The 16,601-nt window shown below is 60.6% G+C and carries 19 protein-coding genes and 2 tRNA genes; 15 read left to right on the top strand and 6 right to left on the bottom strand.

The window, feature by feature from the left end; all coding sequences use genetic code 11:
• Positions 1-5: 5 nt before the first annotated feature.
• From glnA to FJ039_05765, 3 genes are read left to right on the top strand one after another with little or no spacing between them, the layout of a single operon-like run.
• Entirely contained in the window at positions 6-1,457 is a 1,452-nt protein-coding gene (gene glnA / locus FJ039_05775) for a type I glutamate--ammonia ligase (protein MBM4405676.1), read from the top strand.
• A gap of 52 nt (positions 1,458-1,509) precedes the next feature.
• Positions 1,510-2,055: a nuclear transport factor 2 family protein gene (locus tag FJ039_05770; GenBank protein MBM4405675.1), complete on the top strand. Its 546-nt coding sequence runs from the start codon at positions 1,510-1,512 to the stop codon at positions 2,053-2,055.
• A 51-nt stretch (positions 2,056-2,106) separates the two neighbouring features.
• Complete coding sequence (locus FJ039_05765) at positions 2,107-2,508, top strand: nuclear transport factor 2 family protein (GenBank protein MBM4405674.1); 402 nt, start codon at positions 2,107-2,109, stop codon at positions 2,506-2,508.
• An 8-nt stretch (positions 2,509-2,516) separates the two neighbouring features.
• Here the strand turns inward: FJ039_05765 and FJ039_05760 are convergent, their stop codons facing one another.
• Positions 2,517-3,017 carry a VOC family protein gene (locus tag FJ039_05760; GenBank protein ID MBM4405673.1) on the bottom strand — a complete coding sequence of 167 codons (501 nt, stop codon included), beginning with the start codon at positions 3,015-3,017 and terminating at the stop codon, positions 2,517-2,519.
• Positions 3,018-3,068: 51 nt separating this feature from the next.
• Here FJ039_05760 and FJ039_05755 point away from each other — a divergent pair, with 51 nt between their 5' ends.
• A complete protein-coding gene (locus FJ039_05755) occupies positions 3,069-3,860 on the top strand; it encodes an enoyl-CoA hydratase (protein MBM4405672.1) in 792 nt (263 codons plus the stop codon).
• Between the two features lie 2 nt (positions 3,861-3,862).
• Here the strand turns inward: FJ039_05755 and FJ039_05750 are convergent, their stop codons facing one another.
• Together FJ039_05750 and FJ039_05745 are read right to left on the bottom strand one after the other, a co-directional pair.
• Positions 3,863-4,918, bottom strand: a complete 1,056-nt coding sequence (locus FJ039_05750; protein MBM4405671.1) for an aminomethyl transferase family protein — start codon at positions 4,916-4,918, stop codon at positions 3,863-3,865.
• An 18-nt stretch (positions 4,919-4,936) separates the two neighbouring features.
• Positions 4,937-5,293, bottom strand: a complete 357-nt coding sequence (locus FJ039_05745) for an iron-sulfur cluster assembly accessory protein (protein MBM4405670.1) — start codon at positions 5,291-5,293, stop codon at positions 4,937-4,939.
• A 265-nt stretch (positions 5,294-5,558) separates the two neighbouring features.
• Here FJ039_05745 and FJ039_05740 point away from each other — a divergent pair.
• The 4 genes from FJ039_05740 (at position 5,559) to FJ039_05725 (ending at position 8,772) form a co-directional block, all read left to right on the top strand.
• A tRNA-Cys gene (locus tag FJ039_05740) sits at positions 5,559-5,634 on the top strand.
• A gap of 95 nt (positions 5,635-5,729) precedes the next feature.
• Positions 5,730-7,130 (top strand): NAD-dependent succinate-semialdehyde dehydrogenase, encoded by a 1,401-nt coding sequence (locus tag FJ039_05735; GenBank protein MBM4405669.1) that lies wholly within the window; start codon positions 5,730-5,732, stop codon positions 7,128-7,130.
• A gap of 365 nt (positions 7,131-7,495) precedes the next feature.
• Positions 7,496-8,329 (top strand): SDR family oxidoreductase, encoded by an 834-nt coding sequence (locus FJ039_05730; GenBank protein ID MBM4405668.1) that lies wholly within the window; start codon positions 7,496-7,498, stop codon positions 8,327-8,329.
• Between the two features lie 359 nt (positions 8,330-8,688).
• Positions 8,689-8,772 (top strand) — tRNA-Leu (locus FJ039_05725).
• Positions 8,773-8,850: 78 nt separating this feature from the next.
• On the opposite strand, the gene FJ039_05720 is transcribed toward FJ039_05725, so the two are convergent.
• Together FJ039_05720 and FJ039_05715 are read right to left on the bottom strand one after the other, a co-directional pair.
• On the bottom strand, positions 8,851-9,990 hold the full coding sequence (locus FJ039_05720) for a site-specific integrase (GenBank protein MBM4405667.1): 1,140 nt from the start codon (positions 9,988-9,990) through the stop codon (positions 8,851-8,853).
• A gap of 3 nt (positions 9,991-9,993) precedes the next feature.
• Positions 9,994-11,094, bottom strand: coding sequence for a hypothetical protein (locus FJ039_05715; GenBank protein MBM4405666.1), 1,101 nt, complete (start codon positions 11,092-11,094; stop codon positions 9,994-9,996).
• A 100-nt stretch (positions 11,095-11,194) separates the two neighbouring features.
• Here FJ039_05715 and FJ039_05710 point away from each other — a divergent pair, with 100 nt between their 5' ends.
• The 7 genes from FJ039_05710 to FJ039_05680 all read left to right on the top strand — a co-directional run bounded on the left by FJ039_05710 (position 11,195) and on the right by FJ039_05680 (position 15,588).
• Positions 11,195-11,407: a helix-turn-helix domain-containing protein gene (locus tag FJ039_05710; GenBank protein ID MBM4405665.1), complete on the top strand. Its 213-nt coding sequence runs from the start codon at positions 11,195-11,197 to the stop codon at positions 11,405-11,407.
• A gap of 38 nt (positions 11,408-11,445) precedes the next feature.
• Complete coding sequence (locus FJ039_05705; GenBank protein MBM4405664.1) at positions 11,446-12,318, top strand: toprim domain-containing protein; 873 nt, start codon at positions 11,446-11,448, stop codon at positions 12,316-12,318.
• Positions 12,315-12,848: a DUF3987 domain-containing protein gene (locus tag FJ039_05700; GenBank protein MBM4405663.1), complete on the top strand. Its 534-nt coding sequence runs from the start codon at positions 12,315-12,317 to the stop codon at positions 12,846-12,848. Before FJ039_05705 ends, FJ039_05700 begins: the two co-directional genes overlap by 4 nt.
• Complete coding sequence (locus FJ039_05695) at positions 12,838-13,971, top strand: DUF3987 domain-containing protein (GenBank protein ID MBM4405662.1); 1,134 nt, start codon at positions 12,838-12,840, stop codon at positions 13,969-13,971. Before FJ039_05700 ends, FJ039_05695 begins: the two co-directional genes overlap by 11 nt.
• Positions 13,968-14,459 (top strand): hypothetical protein, encoded by a 492-nt coding sequence (locus tag FJ039_05690; protein MBM4405661.1) that lies wholly within the window; start codon positions 13,968-13,970, stop codon positions 14,457-14,459. The genes FJ039_05695 and FJ039_05690 overlap by 4 nt, the downstream gene beginning before the upstream one ends.
• Before the next feature lie 472 nt (positions 14,460-14,931).
• A complete protein-coding gene (locus tag FJ039_05685; GenBank protein ID MBM4405660.1) occupies positions 14,932-15,279 on the top strand; it encodes a helix-turn-helix domain-containing protein in 348 nt (115 codons plus the stop codon).
• 90 nt (positions 15,280-15,369) lie between these two features.
• Positions 15,370-15,588, top strand: a complete 219-nt coding sequence (locus tag FJ039_05680; GenBank protein ID MBM4405659.1) for a hypothetical protein — start codon at positions 15,370-15,372, stop codon at positions 15,586-15,588.
• Between the two features lie 266 nt (positions 15,589-15,854).
• Here the strand turns inward: FJ039_05680 and FJ039_05675 are convergent, their stop codons facing one another.
• Positions 15,855-16,517, bottom strand: coding sequence for a hypothetical protein (locus FJ039_05675; protein MBM4405658.1), 663 nt, complete (start codon positions 16,515-16,517; stop codon positions 15,855-15,857).
• Positions 16,518-16,601: the final 84 nt, after the last annotated feature.

Here is a 16,601-nt window from a genome sequence, read left to right as displayed (position 1 = left end):
CATCTATGGGGAAAGGCATCGAAAAGAGGACACCCGCCGAGGTCCTCGCACTGTGCAAGGCGAACGGCGTTCGCTTTGTGGACTATCGCTTCACTGACCTCCTCGGCACACTCCAGCACATCACCTCCACCATCGAAGAGTTCGACCTGAAGACCTTCGAGGGCGGCAAGGGCTTCGATGGCTCCAGCATCCGCGGCTTCAAGAGCATCCACGAGAGCGACATGCTCTTGATGCCCGATCCGCACACCGCCTACATTGATCCCTTCTATCAGCATCCCACCTTGGTCATCAACTGCGATATCGCCGACCCGGTGAACCGCAAGCCCTATGACCGCGATGCCCGCTACATCGCCAAGAAGGCCGAGGCCTACCTCGCCAAGACCGGCATCGCCGAAATCAGCTACTGGGGCCCTGAGCTCGAGTTCTTCGTTTTCGATAGCATGCGCTTCGCCCAGAACCAGAACAGCGGTTACTACTACCTGGAATCCAATGAGGGCGTCTGGAATACCGGCCTTGAGCGCGCCGTGGACGGCAGCCCCAACCTTGCCTACCGCATCCGCAACAAGGAAGGCTACTTCCCCACGGCCCCCACGGACACCTACCAGGACTTCCGCTCGGAAGTCCTGCAGACGCTGGTGGACCTGGGCATCCGCATGGAAGTCCACCACCACGAAGTCGCCACCGGCGGCCAGGGTGAGTTCGATGTGCGCTACAACACCCTCGTCACCCAGGCGGACACCGTGGGCCTCATCAAGTACGTCGCCCGCAACGTCGCCCGCAAGCACGGCAAGGTCCTGACCTTCATGCCCAAGCCCCTCTTCGGCGATAACGGCACCGGCATGCACACCCACCAGTCCCTCTGGAAGGCAAAGAAGAACCTCTTTTTTGACCCCAAGAGCGATTACGCAGGCATCAGCCAGACCTGCAAGTACTACATCGGCGGCCTGCTGAAGCACGCCCACGCCATCCTGGCCTTCGGCGCGCCCGGCACCAACTCCTACCGCCGCCTGGTCCCTGGCTTTGAAGCGCCGGTGAACCTGGCTTACTCCGCCCGCAACCGTTCCGCCTGCGTCCGCATCCCCGTCTACGCCAACGATGAAAAGGCCAAGCGCATCGAGTTCCGCCCGCCCGATGCCACCTGCAACCCCTATCTGGCCTTCTCCGCCATGCTCATGGCCGGCATAGACGGCATCACCAACAAGATTGACCCGGGCAAGTCCCTGGACGCCGATATCTACGAGCTGCCGCCTGAAGAGCTCAAGAAGATCCGCACCGTTCCCGGCTCCCTGGAGCAGGCCATCGGCGCCCTGGAGCAGGACAACGACTTCCTCACACGCGGCGGCGTCTTCACCAAGGACCTCATCGAGACCTACATTGACTACAAGCGCAAGAAGGAAATTGACCCCATGCGCCTGCGCCCGCACCCCTACGAATTCTTCCTGTACGCGGACGCCTAGGCGTATCGTCCCATGACGCTGAAGAAGCCCCCGCGCTTAGCGCGGGGGCTTCTTGTTTTCTATCGGTATACTCGTGACAACGCTCGATGAAGGAGCCCGTGTGAGCAACAGCCTTGAAGCCAAAATCGCCAAGCTCGAAGCGGCCCTCGCCGAACTGCAGGACGAGCGGGCCATCCGCACCCTCATCTCGCGGTATGCCATCCACACGGATGCCGGGCGCGTGAGCGAATGGCTGAACCTGTGGACGGATGACGGCGTTGAGGAGATCGACTTCCAGGGCAGGCTCTTGCGCTGGGCCGGGAAGCAGGAGATGACAGCCTGGCGGCAGGGCGCAGCCGAACAGAGGCGCGATCAGCCGAACAATCGCATGCACTTTCAGAGCGCGAATGTCGTCGTTCACCTGAGCGGGAATGAGGCCACCGCCAGCAGCTACGCCTTTGCCCTTGGGCTGGATGGGGGAAAGGCTGTCGTCACCAGTTACGGCGCAGTCCGATGGGCCCTTCGCAAAAGAGACGGCCGATGGCTCATCAAGGCGCGGATGGTTCGCGAGATGAACAGCGCAGAGCTCAGGCAGGCGCTGGCCGCGACGCCCCAGTAACGAAGGCCTCTGCTCCGTTATAATGTCCGGCAATCTCCTGTAGGATTAGCCATGCCGTCTCTTGACGATATCGAGGCCGTCAAACAGGCGAACAGCGCCTTTTACCGCGCCTTCGAGTCCCTCGACGTCCATCGCATGCGCGCCGCCTGGGCCCAGAGCGAAGAAATCGCCTGCGTCCATCCGGGCTGGCCCCTGCTCACCGGCTTCGAGAAGGTCATGGAGAGCTGGAAGCGCATCTTCGAAAACATCTCCATGATGCAGTTCACCATCACCGGCGCCGTGGTGCGTATCGAAGGCGATGCGGCATGGGTGATGTGCACCGAGAATATCAACACCCTCATGGACGGCAAGGTAGCCGAGGCGAAGGTGCAGGCCACCAACGTCTTCACCCGGCGCGACGGCCGCTGGCTGATGGTGCACCACCACGGCTCATCGCTGCCGGCCGGGGCCTAAGGCGCACGCTAGGCGAAGTACTTCGTCTCCGTGGTCAGCTCGAAGCGGTTGCCATCGGGATCGAAGCCGTAGACGGCGCCCTCTTTGCCGCCGGCCCACACGTGGGGCGCCTGGCGGAACTTCACGCCCTGGGCCACCATCTGCCGGTAGGTCTCCATGATGTCCACGCAGGTGAAGGCAATGTGGAATGAGCCGATGTTGGTGGGGCGCGTATCCAGTTTTTCGCCCTTCTTGTTCACGTACTCGATGAGCTCTAGGATGAAGCGCCCGCCCAGCCTGAGCTTGGCGACCTTCATGTGCATGCCTTCGAAGCCCGAGCCTTGCGCACCCGAGCCTTCGTGGCGGTTATCCAGCATGGCTACCAGCTCCATGCCGACGATGTCCCGGTAGAAGTGGAGCATCTTCTCCATGTCGCCCACGGTGATGCTCGTATGGTTGTACCCGGTAATCATGGCGCGCACAGGATAGCACAGTAAACGACCCGCTATCGGTAGCGCCTGCCCTCCCATTCGGATTGCCTAGCTTGCTATCATGCGCCCAGATTCTCTAGGAGGCTTCCCATGGCAGAAGGTGACGTCCTCTATGAACAGCGCGGGCACGTCGTCGTCATCACGATGAACCGCCCGCACCGCCTGAACGCCCTCAGCGTCGGCATGCTCGATGAGCTCAACAAGGCCTGGACCCGCTTCGCCGATGATGAGGAGGCCTGGGTCGGCGTCCTCACCGGCGCGGGCGATAAGGCCTTCAGCGCAGGCGCCGACCTCAAGGATATGGCGGAGGCCAACGCCTCCGGCGCCAAGCCCAAGTCCCGCGGGCGCGGCAGTGTCGTCCCTCCTTCAACGCCGCGCGGCTTGGAGATCTACAAGCCCACCATCGCGGCGGTGAACGGCTATGCCCTCGCCGGCGGCTGGTGGATGGCCCAAGACTGCGATATGGTCGTCGCCGATGAGACGGCCGAGTTCGGCATCACGGAGGCCCTCTGGAACCTTCCCGGCCCCTGGGCCGCCGACCTCACCAGCCGCATCGGCATCCGCCACGCCATCGAAGTCAGCGTCGTCCCCCAGCGCATCACGGCCCGGCGCGCCTACGAGATGGGCTTTGTGAACTGGGTCGCCCCCAAGGGCAAGGCCCTGGAGAAGGCGCTGGAGATCGCTGTCTCCATCGCCGAGCGCTGCGCCCCCGCCTGCACGCGCTCCTTCATCGAGATGTACTACCGCTGCCACGGCATGCCCATCGCCCAGGCGCGCGCCTTGGGAACGCACATCCAGCGCCCCCTGATGACGATGGAGGATTCCAAGGAAGGCCCGCGAGCCTTCGCCGAAAAGCGCAAGCCCCAGTTCAAGAACCGGTAGCGCTACAGCAGGAACGGCAGCGGCGTGATCTCGACGGGGCGCTCCCCCGCCTCTGTCTTCGCGATGAGCTTCGTCCCCGGCGCAGCATCGGCTGTGCGCACGTAGCCCAGCGCGATGTTCTTCTTGAGGGTGGGCGAGTACGTGGTTGACGTGATGAAGCCGACCCCGCTCCCGTTGCGCGTGAGCTTGTCCTCGCGGTGCGCGGGCCGCTCGTCGTCCAAGAACAGGCCTACTAAGTGCTTCTGCACCTTGTGGTAGGCGTCCAGCCGCGCGATGACCTCTTGCCCGATATAGCATCCCTTTGTGAAGCTCACGTGGTGGCCCATCCCGGCTTCCAGCGGGTTGAACCGCTCGTCAATCTCCCTCCCGAACATCGTCGCCCCCGCCTCGATGCGGAGGACGTAGTGGACGCGCGGCCCCACAAGGTCGGCCCCAAGGCTTTCGCCCTTGGTCAGCAGATAGTCCAGCGCCTTCGAGACATACTTGCGCTGCCGCAGCACCACGCTGAAGCTCGTCCCGCCGCCGAAGGGTCCGCCCACCGTGATGAAGGCCTCCGGCCCGCCGATGTCCGCAGGGCGGTGCTGGTAGCGCCCAAGGTGCTCCAGCTCCGGCCCCGCGATCGCCACCGCTAGTTGCCGCGCCTTCACCCCGGAAAAGGAGACGAGGGCCGTTTCGCCGGTCACGTCCGTCGTCTGGACGTCCTCCGTGATCGTGTACTTCTCCAGCCACGCCGCCGTCTTTGCCTGGTTCCCTGCTCCGGTGTACAGGAAGAGATGGTCGGGGAAGACGTAGACGTTGATCACGTCCAGCACGCGGCCCTTCTCGTTCGTGATGATGGCTCCGGCCCCCTCGCCTACCTTCAAGCCCTTGACGTCTTGGGTGCAGAGCCGGTGCAGCAGGTCCAGCGCGTCAGCCCCCGTCATCTTCAGCCTGCCTATCTGCGATAGGTCCATGACGGCCACGCCCTTGCGGGCCACCCAATATCCGCGCTCGGTTTCAGGGTCTAACGGCATCGTGCCTTCCAAAAAAGAAGGGGCGCTCATAGCGCCCCTTCGCATATCGCAGATATCGTCGTGCTACGCCGCGAAGGAGGTGCCGCAGCCGCAGGTCTTCTTGGCGTTCGGGTTGCTGAAGGTGAAGCCCTTGCCGTTCAGACCGTCCGAAAAGTCCAGCATCGTGCCGACCAGATAGATGACGCTCTTCTTGTCCACAAAGACCTTCACGCCGTGCTGCTCGTACACCTTGTCGCCCTCGCGCTCCTTCGTCTCCATCGCCAGCTTGTAGGTGAGGCCGGAACACCCGCCGCCCTGCACCGCCACGCGCACGCCCGTCGCCTCCAGCCTCTCGGCTTGGGCGATCTTCTTCAGCTGCGCCGCCGCCCTCTCGCTGATGGAGACGCTGGGCGCTTCATGGGTTGTCTCTGTCGCTTGCATCGCTCACTCCAACCTAGGGGGAAAGCCGCTAGCCTGCGCTAAAGTAGACCATTTCGGTCAACTACCACCCTTTCAGTATACCGATGCCCCCCGATTCCGGTCAACAATCCCCCGTCCCACACCTGTTGCCGCGACTGCTCCGCATCCCGTTCTCTTGATCGCCTCACTCCATTAAAATCGGTGTTCATCTGCGTCATCTGTGGAGAAATTCCCCTCTTTTTCTTCATTGCCAAGCCAGAAGTGGCTCTGGTATCCTAACCGGAGTGGCGCCGTAGCCAAGCGGTTAAGGCGGGAGTCTGCAAAACTCCTATGCAGCGGTTCAAATCCGCTCGGCGCCTCCACCTCGCGCCCTTCTGAAAAGGCCCAGCTTTGTGCTGGGCTTTTTCTTTCCCCGCCTCCGCGCTAGCATAGCGGCACCTTTACAGGGGAGACTCCCATGCCCATCCAGTCCATTAATCCCGCCACCGAGCAGGTCATCGCCACCTTCCCGCCCCACACGCCCCAGCAGATCGAAGCCGCCCTGGACGGGGCGGTGAAAGTCTTCGCCTCTTGGCGCAAGACCGCATTCGCCGAGCGGGCCAGGCCCATGCGCGCCGCCGGGGCCTACCTCCGCGCCAATAAGACGCGACTTGCCGCTATGGCAACGGCGGAGATGGGCAAGACCATCGGCGAGGCCGATGCCGAAGTGGAGAAGTGCGCCTGGAACTGCGACTACTATGCTGAAAACGCCGAAGCCTTCCTCAAGCCGCGCCACATCGCCTCCACCGCCACGGAGAGCTACGTCCAGTACGAGCCCCTGGGGACGCTCCTGGCCATCATGCCCTGGAACTTCCCCTTCTGGCAGGCCTTCCGCGCCGCCTGTCCCGCCATGATGGCCGGCAACGCCGTCATCTTGAAGCACGCCTCCAACGTCTCCCAGTGCGCCCTCGCCATCGAGGAAGCCTTCCGCGCCGCAGGTTTTCCGTCCGGCCTCTTCCGGACCCTCCTCGTCCCCGGCGCCGCCATCGAGCCCTTGATTGGCGATAGCCGCATTCACGCCGTCACCATCACCCGGGCCGATAGCACCGGCTCGCGCGTCGCCGAGCTCAGCGGCAAGAGCCTCAAGAAGACCGTCATGGAGCTTGGCGGCTCCGACCCCTTCATCGTCCTGCGCGATGCCGATCTCGAGCAGGCCGCCGCCGTCGGCGCCAGGGCGCGCAACCAGAACGCCGGGCAGAGCTGCATCGCCGCCAAGCGCTTCATCGTCGAAGAGGCCGTCGCCGCCGATTTCGAGCGGCTCTTCGTGAAGGCCGTCCGCGACCTCAAAGTCGGTGACCCGATGGATCGAAGCGTCAACATCGGCCCCCTGGCGAGGGGCGACCTGCGCGATGAGCTCCACAGCCAGGTGAAGCGTGCCCTCGATGTCGGCGCGAAGCTCCTCCTCGGCGGCGAGCCGCCCAAGGGCAAGGGCTACTTCTACGAGCCGACCATCCTCACCAACGTCACGCCCGGGATGTCCGTCTTCCGCGAAGAGACCTTCGGCCCTGTTGCCGCCATCGCCAAAGCCAAAGATGCCGCCGAAGCCGTCCGCCTCGCCAACGACTCCGTCTTCGGCCGCGGCGCCGCGCTCTGGACGCGGGAGATCGCCCGCGCCAAAGAGCTGTCCCGCTCCATCGAGTCGGGCCAGGTCTTCATCAACGGCATGGTCGCCTCCGACCCGCGTCTCCCCTTCGGCGGCGTGAAGCGCAGCGGCTACGGCAGAGAGCTTTCCGATGTCGGCATCCGTGAGTTCGTCAACATCCAGACCCTCTGGATCGGCCCGGCCGTCGCGCCTCCTCCCAAGATCGCCTCAGAGTAGCCCAGGCTACCCGGTTACGACCGTTCGGTGTATATTGTTTCGGCGCCAAACCTTTCGGTAGTCCAAGTTTCGCCAAGGAGACCCGGTTCCTGGCTGACACTGCCACCCGTCCCGTTGAAGTTGTCGTAAGCTGCAAAGAGTACAAGTTCCAGCACAAGAAGGCCATCAACGTTGAGCCTCACATGATTCTCATCAAGGCCCGCGAGGTGGTGAACGAGGCTGGCAACATGCACAAGCACGCTGGCCGCGCCGTCGGCTTTACCTATGTGGTGAACGAGACCAAGAACTAATTCTGCTCCGCCTCTTCTTCTCCTCTTAAAACTCCCGGATGTCACATCGCGCGCCCTTTTGTTATCCTTGCCCCCATGTTCTCCCTTACAGGCAAAACAGCCGTCGTCACCGGCGGCGGGCGCGGCATCGGCAAGGGGATCAGCCTCTGCATGGCCAAGGCTGGCGCGAACGTCGTCGTCGCCGGGCGCTCCCTCGAGCCCCTCAACGCCGTCGCCGATGAGATCAAGAAGATGGGCGGCAAGGTCCTCGCCCTCCAGGCCGATGTCACCAAGCCCGACGATATCCAGCGCATCATCGCGGAAGCGGCGCGCCGCTTCGGCTACATCAACTGCTGGGTGAACAACGCCGGCAGCGCCGACCCCAAGGACGTCGGCCCGCTCATAGACCTGCGCCCCGACCAGTGGGACCGCGTCGTGGACCTGAACATGAAGTGGACCTTCTTTGCCGCGCAGGCGGCCGCGCGCGGCATGACCAAGGGCGGCTCCATCATCAACATCACCTCGCGCAGCGGCTCCCAGCCCAACCCCATGACCGGCCAGTATGGCGCCGCCAAGGCCGCCGTGGAAAACCTCACGGCCACCATGGCTGTCGAGTGGGGGCATCTGGGCATCCGCGTCAACGCCCTCGCCCCCGGCGTCGTCGTCACGGAGACCTTCACCGCCCTCGGCGGCATGCTCAGCAAGCCCAGCCGCATCCAGCGGCAGATCGAGACCGTCCCCCTGCGCCGCTTAGGCACCCCTGAAGACGTCGGCAACGCCTGCGTCTTCCTCGCCTCCGATGAGGCTGCCTGGATCACTGGCGAAGTCATTCAGCTCACCGGCGGCAGCCGAATCCCCGTCGGCCTCCTTACCTACCTCCATAATGTCAACGAGCGCCTCACCGGCGGCCAAAAGAACCCTGGCCCATAGTCGGGCCTAGGTAGGGGCGACCGACCGGTCGCCCGCCACCTATAATGAGGTGGCATGCCAAGGTGGCGGAACGGCAGACGCGCCAGCCGCAGGCGAAAGAAAGAAAATCCCTCAGTCCGCTGCGTCGTCTAGTCCGACGGTACAATACACCGCATACGCCAAGGTGGCGGAACGGCAGACGCGCCAGCCGCAGGCGAAAAAAAGAAAATCCCCAAGTCCGCCGCGTCCTCTAGTTCGACGGTACAATACACCGCATACGCCAAGGTGGCGGAACGGCAGACGCGCCAGCCGCAGGCGAAAGAAAGAAAATCCCCAAGTCCGCCGCGTCCTCTAGTTCGACGGTACAATACACCGCATACGCCAAGGTGGCGGAACGGCAGACGCGGCGGACTTAAAATCCGCTGGGGCAACCCGTGTGGGTTCGAGTCCCACCCTTGGCACCAACAGGTGTGGAATGGTCTTTGATGCGCGGTTGGCCGGGAAGGCTTGAGGCCGGTTTTGCCGCCATTTTGCCGCCATGCTCAAGAAACCGGCGCTCGCCTTGCTGCCGCCATTAGGCCGTCAAAGGTCTTGGCTGCGGTCTCTTGAAGGCCCGGAATTATGTGGGAGTAGGTGTCCAGTGTGATTGCAATGTTCGCGTGGCCCAGGCGCTCTTGGACGATTTTGGGGTGGACACCTGCTGACAGCATCAGCGTGGCGTGTGAGTGGCGTAAGTCGTGCAACCTGACTTTGGGTAGCCCCAGGTCCTTGATTGCGTCACTGAAGGCGTGGCTTAGCGTGTCTGGGTCTACGGGAGCACCGAGCGCCGACGTGAAGACCAGGTCGTTTTCTTGCCAAGCGGGACCCGCTGTGAGTCGGCGTTCGGCTTCGTTGGCACGGAGCTTCTTCAACATGAGTATGGCGGCGTCCGTAATGGAGATCAGTCTTCTTCCCTTCGCCGTCTTTGGCTCCGTCTCTACGAACCCTTGACCGCCGATGCGAACCATTGAGCGACGGACCGAAATCGTTCCCCGATCCAAATCGATGTCAGACCAGCGGAGGCCAACCAATTCCCCACGCCGCATGCCCGTATAAGCGGCGAGATGCACAGCTGGTCCGAACCACTCATTCTTGATTGAAGAGAGCAAGTGGTTTAGCTGCGAGGCCAGCAGGTATCTGATTTCGGGGCGAGCTTTCTTCGGCGTTGTGACCGCTTGGGCAACGTTACGGGTGACAAGCCCCCATCTCATAGCGTGCTTGAGCCCCTCGCTCAGAATACGGTGCATTTGCAGGACCGTCGTGCCGGACAGGCCTTTGCGCTCCATTTCGGAATATAGGGTATCGAGGTGCGCGGGCTGCAACTGCGATAATCGCATAGCGCCCAAGCTTGGAAGCACGTACCGCCGAACGTAGCCGCGATAGCCATGAAGGGTGCGCGGTCTGATGTTACGTTCACGGGCAGTAAACCAAACCTCGAAGAACTCGGCCACGGTCGCCTTCTCTGTGGTAAGCGGTATACCGCCGTCCCGCAAAGCGATCAGCTCTCTTAAACGTCTGTCCGCGTCAGCCTTCTTGCCCTTTACGTTTTCAAATTTACGTTGACGTTTACCCTGGGCATCACGGCCTATGTCTATACAAATCTCCCAGCTATGTTTGCTGCGGCGGCGTATGCGTCCGATCATGGTTTACCTCTCCTCTTCATTGCGTTCGATGGCTCTCTCCGGCTCGCGTTCAGATGGAGGTTCAAGTATGGATTCTTTTCCGATGCCTTTTAGGAACTCGCCTATCACTCGATGACCGCCTGAATTGGTTTCGATTCTGTGTTCTTTCATCCATGCGTCTAGGGCTTGTCGCTCATCCTCATCCAGCTTCTCCGCCACCCATCCGCCTCTGAAGCCTGGGTAATAGTATTCTTCGCCATGCCGGGAATGTCCGCTTGAGAGGTATTCCTGAATCCAGAATGGAACCGAGGACCAATCGAAATCGCACGGGCCCTTATATGCGCCCTCGGCAATGTACCGGGTTACTCGATCCCGCTCCCCGTAGTCCTTCAAGTTACTGATAAAGAACTCACCACCCATTGCGTAAACTGCGTACTGCTCCCCAAAGTATTCTTTCAACTCACGCGGAAGCGGGCCAAAGTAAAACTGTTCGGTATCTCGATTCCATACCCAATACCAACGCTCGACCTCCCACCAAGTGTCCTTCAGCGTGTGCCGGAGCAGTGACCACCACAACACGTTGCACTTTTGGGCATGACGGATTGTGATAAATGCCTGTATACCCTCCAGAGTCTCGGTCGCTCCGAGGTCTCGAACTCCAAGCAGTTTGTCCTCTTCGCAACGCGTGGCCAGCCATACCAGATTGGCCTGCATCCCGTAGTGTTCATCCTGGATGATGGGCCTGAAACGGCGTGCCCACTTTGCCATCGCCACCGTGAACGTTCCTCCGATCGATCTGCATTGCGGCTCGATGAGAAGAAGGTATGCGGTTTGCTCCGGCGTTTCGTAGGGGTCTGTCCAAGGCTTCCACTCTTCCTTGAATTCATGGGCAGTCCTTCCCTCCCAGTCCGCCATGAGCATTTGAATTTTGCGCACCTTTGGGAAGGGCTGCGCTCCGTATCTAACGGGCAGCTCATCAAGGAGCTCGGGCGCTGTCGGAGGTGTGCCTTTTCGCCGATCGCGCATCTCTCGATACAGGCGGCGTATCTTGGCCACCATGTCGTCGGTTACTTTGACACGCCTGGGGATGTCTTGTGCGGCTTGTGCGGTTTGCTGTGCGCTCATGTCGGTATGAACTGATGTATTGTTATGCGCCCATATGAATCGTAACCTGGAGGTATTGTACGGCACGAAGCCGTTCTGGTCAAAAGCAGGAGGACACCGAATGAGTGAAAAGGCTCGAACCGTCAGCGTGGAAGATGCGGGCCAGCAGCTTGGGATAGGTCGCCAACTGGCTTACGAACTGGCGAGGGGAGGGAAGCTGCCAGGCGTCATCAAGCTCGGTCATAGGTACGTGGTGTCCCAGGCGGCCATTGATCGCGTGCTTGCCGGAGACCCCTCGTACGGGGCAGGCGCTAAGACGCCCGCCGGTGTTTGATCAACCCGACTGCGGGAGTCACGCCTAGGACTAAGCACATGGCAATCCCCTCTTCCCAACGATTCACACGTCGGCACCCCTGCCCCATATGTGGCGGGTTTTCCGAGGCTCCACGCGGGAGAGGCGTTCGCTGCTATGGCTTCGTTTCAGGCGACGGACGTTACGCCCATTGCACCCGTCCGGAGTATCGCGGGGCGCTGCGGGAAACTGGCGCTGCAACGTATGCCCACCGGATCGAAGACGGCTGTACCTGCGGCGTCATTCATGGCGGGAATGCGCCCCGGTTAGCCCCTCCGAGGGTGGTCAATGACGGTGAGCGGTCTGCATGGGCGAGGGAGATATGGAGCAAGACACGGGCGGCGGCTGGTACATCGGTTGAAAGTTATCTTCGATTACGGGGACTGACGTGCGCAATTCCGCCATCGCTTCGATATTCGGTCTTACGCCACCCGCAAGGCTCCTACCACGGCTGCATGGTGGCCGCTGTGACCGTTTGGCCGGAGCCTCAACCCCAAGCGATCCACAGGACGTACTTGGCCTCCGGGGGCAAAGGCAAAGCTTCTGTAGCTGAACCCAAAATGTCCCTTGGCCCAATCAAAGGCGGCGCTGTCAGGCTTGGGACTGTCGGTGAAACACTTCTGATTGCAGAGGGAATAGAAACGGCGATGTCCGGCCAGCAAGACACGAATATTCCCGCCTGGGCGACGGTATGCGCATCGAACATGCCGAATCTGGTATTACCGCCTTTTCCTCTTGCCAGGGAGATCATTATTGCCGCCGACGCTGATGATGCTGGCCTTAGCGCGGCGCATAAGGCCGCCGATACTTGGACTAAACAGGGCCGGGAGGTGCGCATCGCGACGCCACCGGTGGGATTGGACCTAAACGACGTGCTGAGGGGTGTTGCATGACAACCGTTCATGATGTGATCAATCAAGCCAAACCGCATAGATTGCGCGAGACGGATTCGAGCCAATCCTCCAACGGCGGCGAAATACGGTCGTCACTCCCTGCCTTGGAGTGGGAGCCTCGGCAACCCCTCCCGGAGCCACAGGGCGTTCCTAAGCTACCCCCTGAGTTGATTCCCGATGGCTTCCGAGACTGGCTTCTCGACGTGACTGAGCGAAGCTGCCTGCCCATCGAGTTTGTAGCGGTTCCGGCGATCATCGCGACGGCTTCTGTAATCGGCCGGCAAGTTGCTATAAAGCCGATGCGCCGTGAGGAATATCGAGTTATCCCGAACCTCTGGGGTGGCATCGTGGCGCGTCCTGGACTAATGAAGACTTCCTCCATCAACGAGGCGCTCAAACCGCTCTATCGCTTGGTAGAAGAGGCGTTAGATGAGCACAAGGCGCGTGAGGCACATGACGAGGCGCGGCGCGTCCGCCTCGAAGCCGAGCTAGGGCAAATCAAGAAGGAGATGGCCGAAAATGTCAAATAAGCCGAGCATCAAGCGGTCGATGGCTGATTTGGAGAGTGCCTACGCCAAAAAGAAGGGCGAGCTTGAACAGGCTGCACCCCCGCAGCGTCGCTACATCGTTCAGGACGCCACGACCGAAAAGCTATGTGAGTTGTTCCGTGGAAATCCAAATGGACTGCTCCAGTTCCGTGATGAACTGGCGGGCTTCTTCAGTCTCTTGGAAAAACCAGGGCGCGAAGGTGATAGGGAACTTTACCTCGAAACCTGGGACGGAGACAGGCCATATGTTCAAGATCGAGTTGGTAGGGGGAGCGTCCACATTGAGGCGATGACGCTTTCCCTCGTAGGCGGCATTCAGCCGGGGAAGCTCAAACGCTACGTGTCGGAGGCGCAGGACGGGGCGATGGGCGATGACGGGATGATCCAGCGCCTACAAGTAACGGTCTGGCCTGATGATATCGGCGAATGGGTTGAAGCGCAGAATCCACCGAATAAGGAAGCTCGCGAGCGTGCCTATCAGATCTTCAAGTGGCTTGATGGACTATCCAAGCTGCTTCCTGCAGACACCAAAGATGCGCGCGGCGTTGGCGTCGTGTACTTCGACGATGCCGCGCAAGGTGTTTATGACGACTGGAGGCGGCAGTTGGAGAATCGGCTACGCGGCAAGGAACTAGCAGACACCCCGTCGCTTGAAGCGCACCTGTCGAAGTATCGGAGCCTCATGCCCTCGCTGGCTCTTGTGTTCCACCTTATCGACTTGGCTGCTCGAAAAGCACCTATTGTCGGCAATGTCGGGTTGGTTTCTGCGCAAAAGGCGGCGGCGTGGTGCGAGTTTCTGGAGCAACACGCCAGGAAGATTTACGCCGACGAAGTAGCCCCAGGCATAGATGCTGCCCACAAGCTTGCTGAGAAGATCGGCGCGGGCATGGTCCGGGACGGTGACACCGTGAGAGACATCACTCGCAAGGAGTGGGCTGGACTCACGAAGCCCAGCATCGTTCGCGCTGGCCTGGACGTGCTGGAAGCGTCTGGTTGGGTACAGATACAACTGACGCGGAGCGAAAACGTTGTGCGACCTGGCGAGACTGGCGGGCGTGCCAAGCAAGTCGTGAGACTTCATCCAGACTTTGGAGGTGTGCAATGAGCAAACCGTTCGTTTCCAAGTGGCTGAACTACGAACCGAAAACGACTAGCAAAGCCACTGACAAAACTGACAAAAGCCCTATTGTCGGTTTTGGCGGTGAGCAAGTAGGACGTTTTGGTGACGAAAAGGCGACGCTGGGTCAGCTGCGTAGCGAGTGGCAACTCACCCACTGCGCGGCATGCGGCAGCGAAGACGTGGCGGGATATGACCCGGTGGGCCAGTCGGTCGAGGTCCGCTGTGCAATGCATAAGCGCATCCCTCAGCCGGACATGCCCAAAGGGTTGGTGTTCGCTATCGTCAACGTCGAAGGGCTGGATGGGCGCGTGGCGGTGTACAGCCACATCTCGGCGCTGGCGGAAATTCCACGTAATTGTGTCGTTTATAGCGCGGACGAATTCAGGAAGTTATTCACGAAAGGTGCGGCCACCCTCTCGACGCTGCGTTTGTTACACGAAGCAAAAAGGCAGGGCGCACGGATCATTGGGTGAAGAACAACAGCTGCGAGCGGCCACTGGAGAATTCGACAGTGAGGCATTCGGACAAGCCGCGCCGGAACAGATGGTTGCACCGGGGCGCATGATGCCATCCGCGTCTACATGCCCGCACTGCGCGGGAGTGACAACGTACCCCGTACCCCCCTGGGCCGTACCCGCGAGCAAGACGACGGGTGGCTTCATGAATTCCGGGAGACCCCTGTCTCTATCCCCGCCCAAAAGAAAAAATGGGCTACCAAATGCTGAACGATAGCGCCCGCTGCCCTAGGTGCGGAGCATCGAAAAGCCGCACTGGTCGGAAAAGGCTCGATACTCCCGTCAAATTGATAATTGACACTTATGAGCGCACTCGTAGCGTGAGGGCGACGGCGCGAATCGTGGGCCTAGGGCCTGGCCTAGTGTGGTGGCGGCTTAAAGAGGCGGGTTTGGTCGGCGGGGGGCCTTTACAGGCTAACCAGAAGGTGGGATAGGCGCAGTGGCCCACGTTGAAAATGAGGATGGCCGGGAGCTCGTCCACAGAACCGATCCTCGTGAAAAAAAGACCCCTGAGATCATCAGAAAGGTCCTGGATGCCCTCGCTCACGGCCACGGCTATGCTGCTGCCGCGCAGATCGCCGGTATATCACGGAGCACCCTCTACGACTGGATGCAGCATGACCATGAGCTCAGGGAGGCGCTCGAATGGGCCTATCGAGTCATGGGCGGCGACTACTACGAGACCCTGGTGCATATGGCCTGCGAAGGGGACCCTCGTATGCGGCGGGTAAACCCCCGGATCATCGTCATGGCCCTTAAGCGCCGGGGAAGGCTCTAGCGACAAGGGGGCAGCCGCTTCAATGGAACGGGGACGCCGGAAGCGGTAAACAGCCTAAAACCGCGCTTGCGCACGCGGGGGAGGAAAGCCATGCAGCAGGCAGTCAAGGAGAAGCTGGTCGCGATGGACGGGGCGGCGTTGCACGCCTGGGAAGTGCTGCGGGACTTGGAGAAGGATGGGAGGCTGGCGCCGGGGATCAAGGCCGTCCGCACGTGGTGGCTCCAGAACTACCGTCAGGCCGGGCATAAGCGTCTAGGGCAGTGCCTTATCGGGGAGTTGTCAGTTTCGCTGGCCGATTGGCCGCCATAACTCCAAGGGAGTATGCTGAAGCACCCACGGCACTCTGATCCCCCCTGATACTAGAGACGGGGGAAGGGCACATTTGCTCCAAAGTGTGCATCGAGTCTAACGAAGGGATTCGCCCTCGCCAAGAGGGGGCCCCGAAGGATTACTTTTCGGAAGGGGATTTGTTAGATGGTGGGGACTTCGAGGTATGTTGAATCCTGCCCGGCTCTTCCTAATTCATAAAAGGCCGCATACCCCGAGTTGGTCCGTTGGGTTGTAACGACGGCCAGTTATGGTCTCAAGAGTTGCCTAATGTATGCGAGCAGTTTGCTGGTCTCCCGGTCAGGATCGCGGAACCAGTCGGTTGACCAAATCCTATATATGTTCCACTTCTTCTGCCGGAGGGCTTCTTCCCTTAGTCGATCACGGTCTCGGGCGGATTTAGCTGAGTGGTATGTAGCACCGTCACACTCTATTCCAAGAAGAAAAACATCAGGGTTTCTTGGATCTTTTACCCCTAAATCTATGAAATATCCAGCCACACCGACCTGAGGCACCACATCAAAGCCCTGCTGCCTAAGACGCATTGCAACAACTATCTCAAAGTCACTATCTGGCTCTCGGCCCGAGGTCGTTCCGGCGTCAAGCTTACCGGTGGAGGAGTAAACCAAATAGTCTTTGAGAATGCCAACCCCACGCCCAGTAGACTCATTGGGAAGAATGTCGGTCGAATCCATGGAAGAGAACACTACAACCTTTTCTTTGGCGCGAGTAAATAGGACATTTAAGCGACGATGGCCGACAACAGAGTTGATAGGGCCGAAACGCTGATGTACCCGTGCACCAGGTTGCTCTGGGCCATACACCGTTGAAATAAAAATGACATCGCGTTCGTCCCCTTGTACGTTTTCGAGATTCTTCACGAACATTGGTTCAAGTGACCTGCCCCCCAAAAACTAGACCAGGCGCAAAGTGGGAAAATGCCTGGACGGAAAGGGAGGCAGCGATGCCAAGGAAACGGTTTGCGGCAGAGGAGA

This window comes from Chloroflexota bacterium (assembly GCA_016875535.1).
Taxonomy (GTDB): Bacteria; Chloroflexota; Dehalococcoidia; order SHYB01; family SHYB01; genus VGPF01.
This window is presented reverse-complemented; position numbering and strand designations above follow the sequence as displayed.

Coding starts and splice junctions, on each gene's coding strand:
- FJ039_05760 (MBM4405673.1), bottom strand. CDS start 3,017: ATGGGAGGGCAGGCGCTACCGATAGCGGGTCGTTTACTGTGCTATCCT.
- FJ039_05695 (MBM4405662.1), top strand. CDS start 12,838: ATGTCAAATAAGCCGAGCATCAAGCGGTCGATGGCTGATTTGGAGAGT.
- FJ039_05680 (MBM4405659.1), top strand. CDS start 15,370: ATGCAGCAGGCAGTCAAGGAGAAGCTGGTCGCGATGGACGGGGCGGCG.
- FJ039_05720 (MBM4405667.1), bottom strand. CDS start 9,990: ATGATCGGACGCATACGCCGCCGCAGCAAACATAGCTGGGAGATTTGT.
- glnA (MBM4405676.1), top strand. CDS start 6: ATGGGGAAAGGCATCGAAAAGAGGACACCCGCCGAGGTCCTCGCACTG.
- FJ039_05755 (MBM4405672.1), top strand. CDS start 3,069: ATGGCAGAAGGTGACGTCCTCTATGAACAGCGCGGGCACGTCGTCGTC.
- FJ039_05730 (MBM4405668.1), top strand. CDS start 7,496: ATGTTCTCCCTTACAGGCAAAACAGCCGTCGTCACCGGCGGCGGGCGC.
- FJ039_05765 (MBM4405674.1), top strand. CDS start 2,107: ATGCCGTCTCTTGACGATATCGAGGCCGTCAAACAGGCGAACAGCGCC.
- FJ039_05745 (MBM4405670.1), bottom strand. CDS start 5,293: ATGCAAGCGACAGAGACAACCCATGAAGCGCCCAGCGTCTCCATCAGC.
- FJ039_05690 (MBM4405661.1), top strand. CDS start 13,968: ATGAGCAAACCGTTCGTTTCCAAGTGGCTGAACTACGAACCGAAAACG.
- FJ039_05705 (MBM4405664.1), top strand. CDS start 11,446: ATGGCAATCCCCTCTTCCCAACGATTCACACGTCGGCACCCCTGCCCC.
- FJ039_05700 (MBM4405663.1), top strand. CDS start 12,315: ATGACAACCGTTCATGATGTGATCAATCAAGCCAAACCGCATAGATTG.
- FJ039_05715 (MBM4405666.1), bottom strand. CDS start 11,094: ATGAGCGCACAGCAAACCGCACAAGCCGCACAAGACATCCCCAGGCGT.
- FJ039_05750 (MBM4405671.1), bottom strand. CDS start 4,918: ATGCGAAGGGGCGCTATGAGCGCCCCTTCTTTTTTGGAAGGCACGATG.
- FJ039_05710 (MBM4405665.1), top strand. CDS start 11,195: ATGAGTGAAAAGGCTCGAACCGTCAGCGTGGAAGATGCGGGCCAGCAG.
- FJ039_05735 (MBM4405669.1), top strand. CDS start 5,730: ATGCCCATCCAGTCCATTAATCCCGCCACCGAGCAGGTCATCGCCACC.